This window comes from Bacillus sp. ISL-35 (assembly GCF_018613355.1).
GTDB lineage: Bacteria > Bacillota > Bacilli > Bacillales > Cytobacillaceae > Mesobacillus.
Window position 1 is genome coordinate 339 of sequence record NZ_JAGGQK010000003.1, and the last position, 12,894, is coordinate 13,232.

Below are 12,894 nucleotides of genomic sequence, written 5' to 3' on the forward strand. Positions count from 1 at the left end.
TCCCGTTGGTCCGGTCGGTCCGGTCGGCCCTGTTGGTCCGGTCGGGCCCGTTGGTCCCGTCGGCCCTGTGGGTCCTGTTGCTCCTGTTGCTCCTGCCGGCCCGGTCGGTCCTGTTGGTCCGGTCGCTCCTGTTGCACCGGTTTGCCCTATTGGCCCAATTCCGCCTGTCGGTCCCGTTGGCCCTGTTGGTCCGGTTGGTCCTGTTGGTCCCGGCGCTCCTCCACCTATTGGGACTTGTTGTTTCTGAAGCAGTTTGATTGTAAACTTGACGATCATCTTTTCAACGATGTTCCTAAAGGTTCCTTCGAATATTGCTCCCTCTTCTAACGGTACCCTGTCTGTGGCTTCATCCCACTCTATAATACGGCTGGACACCAAGTCACAGTATGGTATTTCATTATAGTGCTGAGTACTATCTTGATGAAATTGTGAAAGGTCACTCGTTAGCAGTTCATCTTTTTCCGGAAACCCTTCCGGTAAAGGTTTCTTAACTAAAAAATCAAATTCACTGCGCTGATTGAATTGGACGTTTACTGGACGAGTAATGAACTCCCTAATTGGTGTAGAGCATTCAAAAGGAACTTTCACGGTAAGGGATCGGATATCTGAATCAATAGACTTTCTCTTCCATCCCGTTGGTGCAGCAGCGTATCTGATGTTTTTTTCCACATACCCTTTTATGAATAGCTGATTCGTTGGCACAAGAAGACGACATTGAACAAGGACTACTCGTTTTTTGATATCCTTGATCTCCAGTACATCCTCCGGAAAGTTAATGTTAGCTGTAACCGGGGTACTAACTTCAATCTCAGCTAAGACTACAGGTACCTTGCTTATCCTGGCATCAAAATTTACGTCTGGTTCAACATTTCTGTTTGAACAACTGCCAATATTCGCCGATAAATCCTTTTTGTGATTCTCTTTATCTCTCAATATTCTCACTCCTTTATATTTTATTGAGAACACAATATATTATGGAAATAACTTTACAGAGGATTGGACTATTTATTTAAAAGCAGGAATCACGGAGGAAATTCCACATTTGCCTTAGAACATAATGGAGTTGGAAGCTTGAGACAGGTTCTTGCGTATCATTCGGGAATCGAATTATCACTTCAATTATTGAAATCCTCAATACTAAAAGAACCTTATCCACAAAAGGATAAGGCTCTCTTAATTTTCCTAATACAATTTTGGCAACTACTGGTGCACGGAAATACAAAGATCCCCTTTTGATATAGGGGGTGACATTCACTTTACGTTATACGTAGTTCCCTGTTATTTTGTCTTATTTTATATTCGCCTCATAATGCTCTTCATTAAGTCTCACTACTTCAAGTCCTTTTACGTTCTCAATCAATTTCATGGCCAGATTTTCAATTCCAAAAAGTTCTGTGAAAGTATGACTCCCGATGATAAGATTAATCCCTTTAAACTGAGCATATTGAATGGTATACAAATTACATTCACCTGTGATGTAGACATCGCACTTATTTTCAACTGCTTCTTTAAGGCAGGCTGTGGGCGCTCCGTTACCACAGACCAAGCCCACTCGCTTTACCTTATCGTCATTAAACCTCCAGTATTTCACTGGCTCTTCAAGCAGGTTCTCCATATTTTTTACTAAATCATTTAATTCAATTTCTTCTGCATACTCTGCGACTCTGCCAAAAAAGAACCCTTCCCACTCATGGGTTCTTTTAACGATTTCTAAATTCAATTTTTCTAATAAACTATCATTTGTTCCAAAGTTACAGTCATCAAGCGGCAGGTGATTATAGTAGTGACTTATACCATACTCTGCTAGTTTTTCGATGCATGCCTCTTTTAATCCATATATTTCATCCCATGCATCGTGATGTGTCACCATCATTTCAACTTCATGCATTCTTGCTTCCTCTATCGTTTCAAGCGTTAGGTTCACACAGTAGCCTACCTTTTTAACTTTTTTATCTGCATGGTATGTAAGACCTGATTCCTTTGAATAGATTTCCTCATTTGTTCTATTGAACAGATCATTAATTTTTTCAACAATATAGGTAGCATCCATATACTTGCCTCCCCAATTCCATCAAATTTTGTCTTCATTTCTCATTATTACCTTGGTAGTAATCTAAGATGGATAAGTTGAGGCAGCTGCAATGAATTAGAAATAACAACCAACAATTCTTAGCCAGCTACTGCTCAATTTAACAGCAATAGTCATAAGGATGCAGCGGAGGACTAGCCGGGAATATCCACTTTGCACTATACAAGGGATCCGTCCAGTGCCATGCACCTAACGCAGCTGCACATGCATCGATGGAATGGCTTTCTTCTTCCAATTCAACAGGTAATTGTGTAAGCCCCTGCTCTGTAAGCCAATTCCGAATATAACTTCTAGCTGATTGTTCTTGTTTGTACGCCAAAACATATTCAATATTTTGCTTGGACAGTCTTGATCCAATTATGGCTCCTGGATGTACTTCTACTAAAGAAATGGGATACGCGGTGTTTAAATTCTCTATTTCTCTGCTAAGCTTTATTCCTCTTAATGTTAAATACACCATTCTATTTAAGGTTGGCGGCATGATTGACCCGGATTTCATCCCTAAATTCACAATGAATTTCCTTAGTTCCCGGTCACTTTTTCTATCTCCGCCACCGTCTTGATAGGATAATGGTGCATCAATTCCGATCACGACCTCATCTAATTGACTTTGCTCAAAAACCTCGTTCAATATATCCTGATCACTTAAGTTATTTGCCCAATTAACCAATTCCAGGTGGTGTCCCTCTTGTTTAAAAATAGTGAGAACTGTATCCTTATGATTTTTTGGTCCTGATAGGTCAATTCCGATTACTCTCATACAAAACCCTCACTTTCGTCTTTATGACTACTAAAATACTTTTAAAAGTTCTTCAAAACTCTTAATTTTCATATCATATTCACTTACCTGGCCAAATCCATATTCAGCATAAATAAAGGGAATACCAGCAAACCTGGCTGCATCTAAATCACCTTGTGTGTCCCCCACATAGACTGGACTTGATAGGTTATTTCTCTCAATAATTAAGTTAATATTTTCACCTTTTGACAGACCCGTTCTGCCTGGGTTTTCAAAGTCCAAAAAATACTGATCAAGCCTATGAGACTTATAAAAAGCTTCTATATAACCATCCTGGCAGTTACTGACGATGTATAGTGTGTATTTTTGAGAAAGCTCCTTTAGGACATTCTCTACATTGTCAAAAAGAACCCCTCCGTTTTTTTCAATGACAGAATGTTCTACTTCGCAACAATCACTTATTATTTTTTGCCGCTCCTGATCATTAAGGGCAGGGAAGAACCTCCTGCTTATTTCATCCATCTGCAAACCCATCGTACCTTCAAAGTCTTTCCGGGTTAATTCACTATTTATGATATTATTTTTTCTAATTACGCTGTTCCAAGCACTAAGTACTGTGTCGATTGGATCCCAAATGGTTCCATCCAGATCAAAAATTATGCTATCCATTTCAGTTCACTCCCATTTAAGATAGCCCTTTACTTCAGGGAATCTAAAGACTCATACCAATATAACACACCAAAAGATGGAAATAAAATGAACTACTAAAAGAGCCTTATCCGCCAAGGGATGAGACTCTTTAATTTCGCAACAGCTTCACAATGTGTGTTTATAAACTTTCATTTACTGCTGGCAATTTGGACAAAAGAAAGTTTTCCGAGAAGAGATTTCGCCTTTTATAATGGAAGCATGGCAACGGGAACACGCTTCACCTTCTCTGTCATAAACATAAAATTGATAGCCTCCTGTTTTACCATCCCCTTTATAAAGCGGATTTTCCATATAACCACCTTGTTCGACTCCTCTTTTAAGGATAAATTGAATCGAATGATATAGCCGTGATAATTGTTGACCATCAAGATCATTGATTTTTTTATCTGGGCGGATCTCTGCATGCCAAAGAATCTCATCAGAATACCCATTCCCTATTCCCGCTAGGACTTCTTGATTAATTAATGTTGTTTTAATTGTTCCTCTTCTACTTTGCATTAATTGGTGAAAGGCATCCAATGTAAAACCAGGATCAAGCACTTCAGGCCCCAGTTTTTTAAACTCTTCCTCGACCTCTTCAGGTGATAAAAGATGCAGATAGCCCAATCGCAGTCCAATGAAATATAAATGTTGCTCCCCGAATGATAACTTAACTTGAATGGTCCTGTTTGGTTTATCTTCCTCTTTGCCAAAAAACATCCATCCCCCAAGCATCAGGTGCAATAGTAGGCATTTTCCATCCTGCAATTGAAAAATTAAATATTTAGCTCTTCTAGTAATCGTTTTTACAGCTTGATTTGAAACTTGCATAGTAAACCTGTCAACCGGTACATTAATAGACTTTTCCCGCCCAATCTCAACATTCGTAACTTTTTGCCCGCCAATCAATGACCCCAGTAATGTTTTATATGTTTCCATCTCAGGCAATTCAGGCATGATTCTGCCCCCCATTTTACTATTTATTTTTAAAGTATTTCCTACTGGTTGGTTATTATGAATGGCTGGCATTCAGGAATCCGACGGCAAAAATAAGGGTTTATAACTCAATCCACGAATCAATTTCTCTTTGTGATGCATTGTGGCATAGATCTATCCTGTAAGTTTCTTAAGAAAAAATTCCCAAAAATGGATTGACACTTCTAGTGTACTAACCATATAATACACCTAAAGTGTATGAACTAATTAATACACACACCTTAACAGGTTGTATAGGAGTTGTTTCAATGACTGTAAATTTTAATAACCGGGATCCGGTCTATTTACAGATTGTTCGTTATTTTAAGGAACAAATCGTAAATGGCCAATTAAAGCCTGGAGAAGAAATCCCATCAAGACGTGAATTGGCAAACAGGATGAAAGTGAATCCGAACACGGCGCAACGTGCGTATAAGGAAATGGAGGAACAGGGTTTGATTTATACGGAAAAAAATCATCCAAGCAAGATCACCACGGATAAACAGGTTTTAGGAAATGTAAGGAACGAGCTGCTCGTTGAGGCAGTTGATATGTTTGTCACTTCTGTTCGTTCGATCAATGTTCCAGTTGAGGAGCTCCTTAACTTGGTTAGGGAAAAATACAAGGCTAACGGGGATAAGGAGGATTAAATATGATTGAAGTAATTGCGGTTGAAAAGAATTATGGACGCAAGAAAATATTAAAAGGCGTTTCTTTTACAGCTAATAAAGGGGAAATCACCTGTTTAATTGGGATAAACGGAGTTGGTAAAACGACAATCCTGAATGCGATTATGGCCCTCACTCCCATTAATAAAGGACAAATTCTAATAGACGGAAAACAGTTAGATAAACATACTTTCGAAAAAATCACCTTTATCCCTGATGCCATTACGATGCTTCCACACATGACGATTGCAGAGTCGATGGAGTTCATGAACGATTTTTATTCTTGTTGGAATGATGAACGCGCAACCGAACTACTTGGTTTTTTCAGATTAAATAAGAGCGATCGAATCTCTTCCCTCTCAAAGGGAAATACAGCAAAAGTTAATCTCCTTCTTGGTTTAGCGCTTGATGTGGATTATGTATTAATGGATGAGCCGTTCTCGGGAATTGACATGTTCAGTCGAGAGGAAATTGCCAATGTGTTTACAAGTCATTTGATTGAAAATCGCGGTGTCATAATTACCACACATGAAGTAGGAGACATTGAACACTTAATAGATAAGGTTGTCCTGCTGGATAATGGGATGGTGACCAAGGAGTTTAGTGCAGAAGAAGCACGAGAAATTGAAGGAAAGTCTGTCATTGATGTAATGAGAGAGGTGTATCAGAGATGAATAATTATCTCAAACTAGTTAATTTGGAATTTAACCGCGTTTCTAAGCTATTTGCTGTTTTATTAAGCTTAACATTTATTGTTCAGATCATAGGTGTGATTGTGGAATCAAAGAGTTACTTGAACATGGTTAATGATAAGATTTTTCAAGAGTTAATGCCAAAAGCTCAGTTTCTGGAATCTTACGGCCTAATGAGTTTCTTGCAAATCGTTAGAAGTGCATGGTTTTTAGGCCCCATCGCAATATGTATCGCTGGTGTAGGGTTTTACATCTTTCTCATTTGGTATCGTGATTGGTTAGGGAAAAATACATTTATTTACCGATTATTAATGCTTCCAACTACAAGATTGAATGTCTTCTATGCAAAAGCCACTACAATTCTAATCATGACATTAGGCTTAGTAGCCTCTCAACTCATTTTACTGCCTGTCCAGACATTTGTAATGAAAATCATGGTTCCAGAAGAATTCAGAAGGGATATGGGTGTAAGCGAAATTCTAACCAATATGCCTGAGTTATCGATTATTATTCCAGGCAGCATCGTAGAACTGCTCTTATATTATGGTGCAGGTTTGTTGGTTGTTTCTGTTATATTTACCGCAATCTTAATGGAAAGAAGCTTCAAATGGAAAGGGATTTTCGCTGGTCTTATGTATATAACCATTGCTGTAATACTATTCATTTCGCCATTACTCTTACAAGAATTTGTTCTTAATGGTTTTTTCTATCCGGTTGAATTATTGGTGATTGAAATCATTACGGGTTTGATTGTACTTGCAGCATCTATCTGGATGAGCAGATTCCTATTAACGAAAAAGATCACCGTATAAGGAGTGTTTTTACATGAAGAGATACTGGAAGATTATAATAATCACTGCTGTTATAGTGCTAAGCCTTGGAACTTTCTATGTTAGTTCAACTATGTCAGCGGAATCAAACCCTGAGTTCGTTATCAAGACAATAAGCGGCAATGCAGAAGAAATACAGCCATTGATTTTACAGGGCTCGTATACCGATACTTCTCTTAATAGTTATGTTAGTACAGACTTATCCATCACAGCAAAGGGATCTACATACCAAAGTCGTTCCTTTCTAGACCAGATTATCGGACAGCCTCCGACTGTTATCAAGGATTTCCAAGAAAAGTATCGTACCTTCATGCGTGGTAAAGAACCATTTGTCACCTGTTTTTTTGAGGATGAGGAATTTCTGGCTTATGCAAATGTCGACTATAAAATGGATTCGTTAAGATCGAGAGACTTTAAGTTTGATATCTCAGTGTTAAACAAAGAGGATGGTAAAATCGAATCCTTCAAGGTGGAAGTTCCAGATAGTGGAGAACTCGAATATACTTCTGTGGATGATGTACAGAAGGTTGGGGATAAGTTATACCTTATTACCAGAAATATGATAAGAGACAATAATTACTATGAAGAAGAACATATCTATACAATTAATTTAGCTAATCAAAAAGTAAGTGAGCATGAAGCCATCGTTCACAACACTAATGGTCAGAGTGATACTCATACCAACGTACAACTGATTGATACCATCCCGACAAAATCGAACGAGCAACTGATTTTCATAAAAACGGAACTAAAAGAGATTGAAGATGCAGAATCTACAAGAGAAGAAGTTATAAATCAAGAAATCATTTCCTACAATCTAACAACAAAAGAACAAGAAATAATTGATATACCAGAATTGCGATTAGAAGAAAATCAAATCAGCTTCTTTGATGGCTCTGTCATTTATTTCACAAAATTAAATGGGCAAAATCTTGTCGTAACTCCTTATAGTTTAGCAGACAACCATGTCGGTAAGGCATATAGCATTGAACTCCCAGGTGAAAATAGTATGGGTGGTCAAATGACAACCATAAAAGATGGTAAACTCTATTTTGCTTCGTCACAAATGAGTCCAAACTTAAAAATGGATGCGGATGTGGTTGTTGCGGATGTAAATACAGGTAAAACACTTTTTAGGGGCCAGGTAGCTTTAGAAGATTCATCGAAAGAATCAAAGAAGTTCGATTTATATTTACATGAACTTTTTGTAAAGTAAAAGAGTTGCTCTTTTCTTTTTGGTGAATTTGAACTGACAAGCGAGGGTTCTTGCGTCTAATTCGAGATTCTAAATGCCTTCATTAATTAGTATGATTTCCTTACAAACTACAAGAGCCTTATCCACCAAAGAATAAGGCTCTCCTATTTATACTAGTAATACAATTCTCTCAACCGCTTCACAGTGTGTTAAGTGTAAGTGGCAACATAGGATGCTGGTAAGTTACTATCTCGCTTTGTCAAGTTCTACTATCAACTCCAAGTCATCTCCGCTCTCAAGGTATAATATTCTTATAGATTATAGATGTTTGCATTCCCTACTTTTTCACACTCTATTAACAAGGCAGTTATAGCAGCCTGGTTTAGCGTTAAGAATGTGAATATATTCTACTTCTTTATTATCAAAAATTTCGTCTATATTTTCTCTCAAATTTACACCTTCTGTAACCTTTGCTTCTACAATCATTGAGTCAGTATTGTAGCCGCGTACTGAAAGATACCTATGATGTAACATATCCGGAATTTCATTTACATCTAGCTTAGCCGTAGTTGCACCCTTTCGTATAAATATAGGTCCACTTGCTTTATAAGGCGAATTAACAGAATGATATTGGTAATTCAGTAAGATTACCTCTTCTCCTTCCTCTGCATCCTTCAAACTTACCCTGCAAGGATATCCAGGCTTTTTATTTGCGATCATTTTGACTGCCCCGATACTTTTTAATACTTCTTCATCCATTAAAAATAGGTTATTAAATTCCTTCTCTTGTAACGCAACGATTTGAAAATTATTTCTCATATTCTATCCCCCTAATTTTAATGATTATTGTTGTAACGAAGCCTTTCTTGAAAAAACCATCTTACAGACTCTTCATTCTGTATTCTTTTGGTGTTAAACCAGTTCTTTCTTTAAAAATTTTATAAAAGTTAGACATGCTTTTAACTCCTACTTTAAGCGCGACTTCAGTAATTTCTATGTCTGTATGTATCAAGAGCCTGGTTGCTTCCACCATTCTTAACTCAATAATATATTCAGTTATGGTCATACCATAATAATGTTTAAATAACCTTGCTAGATGATTATTGCTCACACCAAGCTTCTGGGCTAGTTTTTTACGATTAAGAGGCTCATTATAGCTGTTAATAATTATTACTTTTGCCCTTTCTATTAATTCTTTATTAGGTTCATAAGTTATTTCATTAAGATCAGGCCTACACATTTTGCATGGCCTAAATCCATCTCTTAGTGCATCCTCTATATAATCAAAGAAAATAATGTTCTTTTTCAAAGGTGTCTTGGCTTTACAGGATGGTCTGCAAAAGATCCCAGTTGTTATGACTGCATAATAAAACAACCCATCATAAGAATGATTACAGGTACTAACTGCTTTCCATTTTTCTTCACTTGTAATAGGCCTTCACCTCTCTATCTCGCTTTTATTGTTATTATATATCTACTTATTCTAAAATTTCTTCCTGTATTTCACCAACATATTCTCACTCGAGCAACCTTGCACTTCTAAATACGCATTTTATTGAAATACTAACGGCAAATATCCTGAATTCTTGGGTAATAAGTAAAATTCTATAAAATAAAATCCCCCAAACCAACAGTCTGAGGGAACACACTTTAATTTATAATTAAAAACCTTTTTAACTTTGCAACAAACTATTTTAACTCAATTAGCGCAACACACTCCACGTGTGTTGAGTGTTTGTGGCAACACATGGGATGCTGGTTTGTTTAAATTCCAATTTTTCACTATCTCAATTTGTCAAAAACTACTTTCAACTCCAGGTTATCTCCGACTTCATCTGTCGTCTTTTTGCTGCTATTACTAATAGACCGGATTGTGAGTGACTTAGGAATAGTGTCCATTGGTGGAAGGTTTAAAACTACATGGTGACCATTCGTCCCCGCACTTCCCACCTGCACATCTGGTCCCTCGAAAATCTTGCCTTGGTCATCTATTACAGAATAATCAAATGCTTTCCATGAATATTTAATTCCAATTCCTTTGGATAATCGATACTAAGATCAATTCTGGTTCCTAGCTGGGAAAATGAAACATTGTCGACTTTGAAGGTATAGACCTTATCGAAAGTCTGCTTTGTTATATCACCTTTGAATTTGTATGTTTCTGCCCGCAATTTCTCAAGAGGGAAAGATACGTCCCATAAACCCTTTTTCCCAAACAAATCTTCACCGTGTACAGCGATATCAATTTTATCACCAAACTCATCTGGTTTTGCCAGAGTAAGTTCGAAATACTGTATTACCTTTTGTGAATCAATAGCATTTTGTTTAGTTGATCCAACCAAAACTTCAGGTTCCTTTCCATTGATAGTAATATAGCTAAAGCCTGAATTTCTTTCATCCTTATTAATAGATTCAACCGCTTCATACTCTACAGTTACAATTATTCTGCTGCCATCATATACAGCTTCTTTTACAGTCATGGAAAGGCCAGCATGAGAAATGGACTTATCAATTGATGAAGCAAGCTTTTCATTCTTTAATTTTTCTGACGCTATGTCATTAAATTGAGCATAAATAGGACCAATTACAGGGATTTTGGATAATGTCTCAGCGAAACTAGGGGATACCAGACTGAATCCAAATGCAGAGACAAATAGTCCACACACCAAAGCAACAGAGATTTTCTTTTGAACCCTATACTTTTTTTGCCTTTTGGCCTGTAAAATCGCTGTTTTCTCCCTTTTCAGCAAAGCCTCGTGAGGTATAGGAATATCATTTATGCCCTGTATGAATTTATCTTCACTCATAAGAATATCCCTCCTTTAATATTGGTCTTAATTCTTTCTTTGCTCTATGGAGACAGGACTTAACAGTACCTTCCGGACAATCCAGCATACGTGCAATTTCCTTTACTGAAAGATCATGATAATATCTCAATAAAATTATGGTCTTATAGTTTGGGTCCAAATAATCAAAAGCCTTGAATAAATCAATAGATTGATCAGTATAATGACTAGTGTCGTTTAAAAAGGCATGTTCAAACGATTCGATATTATCGGCAGGAAAATGCCTTGATTCCCTGCGGATAAAGTCAATTGCCCTAAAAACAAGTAGCTTAACTATCCAGCTTTCAAAGCTCTGCGGATTCTTTAAAGACTTTAAAGATGTATAAGCCTTATAAATAGCATCCTGGTATATATCTAAAGCGTCGTGTTCATTCCTGACGTAGGAATACGCTGTCCGATACAATTTGTCTCGAACACCAGAAAGCAATTCTTCAAAGGCTTCATCGCTTCCTTTTTGCGCCTTTCTGACCAAAAAGACCGTATCCATCCACTCATCTCCTTTTTCATAATATAAAGTCGATTGGGCCGGCAAAAACGTTGCAAAAAAAATAAGATGCCTGTCGCTGCCCAGTCTTGTCTGATATTCGGACAACAGCCAGGAAGTACAGGCATCTATTGTTTTCCTATTTAAGAACTATTTTTGCAACAGCCTCACAGTGTGTCGTCTGAGGGAACATGTCAACCGGCTGCACCTCAACTGTCTTGTACCCGCCATCTTCGAGGATTCGCAAGTCTCTCGCAAGGGTGGCCGGGTTACATGATACGTAAACTACTTTCTTCGGTTTCATATCGATGATGGTCTGCAGCAGTGCTTCGTCGCAGCCTTTGCGTGGCGGGTCAACTACAAGCACATCAGCACTGTTTCCTTCTTCATACCATGCCGGAATGACTTTTTCAGCTTCGCCTACTGCGAATTCTGCGTTGTTGATGCTGTTCAGCTCGGCATTTCGTTTTGCGTCTTCGATGGCTTCGGGGACGATTTCGACGCCGAATACCTTCTTTGCTTTTTGCGCTAAAAATAACGAGATGGTGCCGATGCCGCAGTAGGCGTCGATGACGGATTCTTCTCCTGTTAGTTCTGCGTATTCGAGTGCTTTGTCGTAAAGCACCCTTGTCTGCTCAGGGTTCACCTGATAGAATGATCGCGCTGAGATGGCGAATTTTATGTCACCGATATAGTCGTAGATAACTTCACTGCCCCACAATACGTTCGTTTGATCACCCATAATTACATTCGTCTTCTTCGAATTGATGTTATGGACGATTGATTTTACCTTAGGCAGCTTTGCGATAATCTTTTCAACTAGCTGGTTTTTGTTCGGGAGTTCATTGGTCCTCGTCACAACGACGACCATCAACTCCCCGGTTTGGCGTCCATAACGCGCCATGATGTGGCGGAGCACACCTTTATGCTTTTCCTCATTATATGGCTGGATTCCTAAATCGCTGGCAATCTCTTTTACCGCCTGGACAGCTTCGTTAATTTCATGGAGATGAAGCAGGCTTTCATTTGTATCAACAATTTCATGGCTGCGCGGCTTGAAAAAGCCTGCGATCAGCTGGCCGTCCTTCTCACCAACCGGCACCTGTGCTTTATTCCGGTAATGCCAGGGGTTGTCCATTCCCAAAATCGGGTGCACGACCAAATCCTCAAGCTTGCCGATCCGAGTCAGCACCTGTTTCACCTGGTTTTCCTTATACTTCAACTGGCCTTCATAGCTGATATGCTGCAGCTGGCAGCCTCCATACTTATGGGCTTCCTCAGCCGGGCAATCAACCCGGAACGTACTTCTTGCGAGAATCTCCATCAGGCGGCCAAAGCCGTAGCCCTTGTTCACCTTGGTCACTTTGATTGTTGCTTTTTCGCCAGGAAGTCCGCCCTGGACAAAGATCGGGTAGCCATCGACCTTGGCCACACCTGCTCCGTCATGCGTCAAATCCTCAAATTCTACATCTATATAATCATTCTTTTTAACAGGGATCGTTTTGCTCATCATTTCCGTCCTTTGCTGTGAATTAGCTAAGTCAGATTTTATCATATTGACGGTGTGATTGCGAAACGCCGGCCCGCGAGTATTTTTAATTTATGTGTTTGAAATTGTAACTTGAGGTCATTCTCTATTAATGGACAAAGCAAAAAAGCACAACGATTGAAGCCATCCGCTGTGCC

15 protein-coding genes are annotated in these 12,894 nt (G+C 38.6%); 4 read left to right on the forward strand and 11 right to left on the reverse strand.

The features are described 5' to 3' along the window. The 5 genes from J7E38_RS05835 to J7E38_RS05855 all read right to left on the reverse strand — a co-directional run. Positions 1 to 933, reverse strand: a 933-nt coding sequence (locus tag J7E38_RS05835; protein ID WP_214709641.1) for a CsxC family protein, incomplete at its 3' end; no start/stop codon positions are given. Between the two features lie 355 nt (positions 934 to 1,288). After that, on the reverse strand, positions 1,289 to 2,050 hold the full coding sequence (locus J7E38_RS05840) for a Nif3-like dinuclear metal center hexameric protein (RefSeq protein ID WP_214709643.1): 762 nt from the start codon (positions 2,048 to 2,050) through the stop codon (positions 1,289 to 1,291). A 139-nt stretch (positions 2,051 to 2,189) separates the two neighbouring features. Then, positions 2,190 to 2,849: a DUF429 domain-containing protein gene (locus J7E38_RS05845; protein WP_214709645.1), complete on the reverse strand. Its 660-nt coding sequence runs from the start codon at positions 2,847 to 2,849 to the stop codon at positions 2,190 to 2,192. 30 nt (positions 2,850 to 2,879) lie between these two features. Next, positions 2,880 to 3,497 (reverse strand): HAD family hydrolase, encoded by a 618-nt coding sequence (locus tag J7E38_RS05850; RefSeq protein ID WP_214709647.1) that lies wholly within the window; start codon positions 3,495 to 3,497, stop codon positions 2,880 to 2,882. A 174-nt stretch (positions 3,498 to 3,671) separates the two neighbouring features. Further along, a complete protein-coding gene (locus J7E38_RS05855) occupies positions 3,672 to 4,475 on the reverse strand; it encodes an Fpg/Nei family DNA glycosylase (protein WP_214709649.1) in 804 nt (267 codons plus the stop codon). 287 nt (positions 4,476 to 4,762) lie between these two features. Between J7E38_RS05855 and J7E38_RS05860 the strand changes: the two genes are divergently transcribed. The 4 genes from J7E38_RS05860 to J7E38_RS05875 are packed head-to-tail and all read left to right on the forward strand — an operon-like array spanning position 4,763 to position 7,899. Further along, the gene (locus tag J7E38_RS05860) at positions 4,763 to 5,143 is read left to right on the forward strand and encodes a GntR family transcriptional regulator (protein WP_214709651.1); all 381 of its coding nucleotides are present in this window, start codon (positions 4,763 to 4,765) and stop codon (positions 5,141 to 5,143) included. A gap of 2 nt (positions 5,144 to 5,145) precedes the next feature. Beyond that, positions 5,146 to 5,835 carry an ATP-binding cassette domain-containing protein gene (locus J7E38_RS05865; RefSeq protein WP_214709653.1) on the forward strand — a complete coding sequence of 230 codons (690 nt, stop codon included), beginning with the start codon at positions 5,146 to 5,148 and terminating at the stop codon, positions 5,833 to 5,835. Then, the gene (locus J7E38_RS05870) at positions 5,832 to 6,665 is read left to right on the forward strand and encodes a hypothetical protein (RefSeq protein ID WP_214709655.1); all 834 of its coding nucleotides are present in this window, start codon (positions 5,832 to 5,834) and stop codon (positions 6,663 to 6,665) included. Before J7E38_RS05865 ends, J7E38_RS05870 begins: the two co-directional genes overlap by 4 nt. A 13-nt stretch (positions 6,666 to 6,678) precedes the next feature. Continuing rightward, positions 6,679 to 7,899 (forward strand): hypothetical protein, encoded by a 1,221-nt coding sequence (locus J7E38_RS05875; RefSeq protein ID WP_214709657.1) that lies wholly within the window; start codon positions 6,679 to 6,681, stop codon positions 7,897 to 7,899. Positions 7,900 to 8,223: 324 nt separating this feature from the next. Here J7E38_RS05875 and J7E38_RS05880 read toward each other — a convergent pair whose 3' ends face one another. The 6 genes from J7E38_RS05880 to rlmD form a co-directional block, all read right to left on the reverse strand. Beyond that, complete coding sequence (locus J7E38_RS05880) at positions 8,224 to 8,697, reverse strand: DUF1203 domain-containing protein (protein ID WP_214709658.1); 474 nt, start codon at positions 8,695 to 8,697, stop codon at positions 8,224 to 8,226. 61 nt (positions 8,698 to 8,758) lie between these two features. Beyond that, positions 8,759 to 9,310 (reverse strand): bifunctional transcriptional activator/DNA repair enzyme AdaA, encoded by a 552-nt coding sequence (locus J7E38_RS05885; protein ID WP_353049938.1) that lies wholly within the window; start codon positions 9,308 to 9,310, stop codon positions 8,759 to 8,761. A 350-nt stretch (positions 9,311 to 9,660) separates the two neighbouring features. Next, positions 9,661 to 9,834 carry a hypothetical protein gene (locus J7E38_RS24435; protein WP_483297159.1) on the reverse strand — a complete coding sequence of 58 codons (174 nt, stop codon included), beginning with the start codon at positions 9,832 to 9,834 and terminating at the stop codon, positions 9,661 to 9,663. Between the two features lie 35 nt (positions 9,835 to 9,869). Continuing rightward, positions 9,870 to 10,685 carry a DUF4179 domain-containing protein gene (locus tag J7E38_RS05895; protein WP_214709662.1) on the reverse strand — a complete coding sequence of 272 codons (816 nt, stop codon included), beginning with the start codon at positions 10,683 to 10,685 and terminating at the stop codon, positions 9,870 to 9,872. Next, positions 10,678 to 11,211 carry a sigma-70 family RNA polymerase sigma factor gene (locus J7E38_RS05900; protein ID WP_214709664.1) on the reverse strand — a complete coding sequence of 178 codons (534 nt, stop codon included), beginning with the start codon at positions 11,209 to 11,211 and terminating at the stop codon, positions 10,678 to 10,680. The genes J7E38_RS05895 and J7E38_RS05900 overlap by 8 nt, the downstream gene beginning before the upstream one ends. 136 nt (positions 11,212 to 11,347) lie before the next feature. Continuing rightward, positions 11,348 to 12,718 (reverse strand): 23S rRNA (uracil(1939)-C(5))-methyltransferase RlmD, encoded by a 1,371-nt coding sequence (gene rlmD, locus J7E38_RS05905; RefSeq protein ID WP_214709666.1) that lies wholly within the window; start codon positions 12,716 to 12,718, stop codon positions 11,348 to 11,350. Positions 12,719 to 12,894 lie beyond the last annotated feature (176 nt).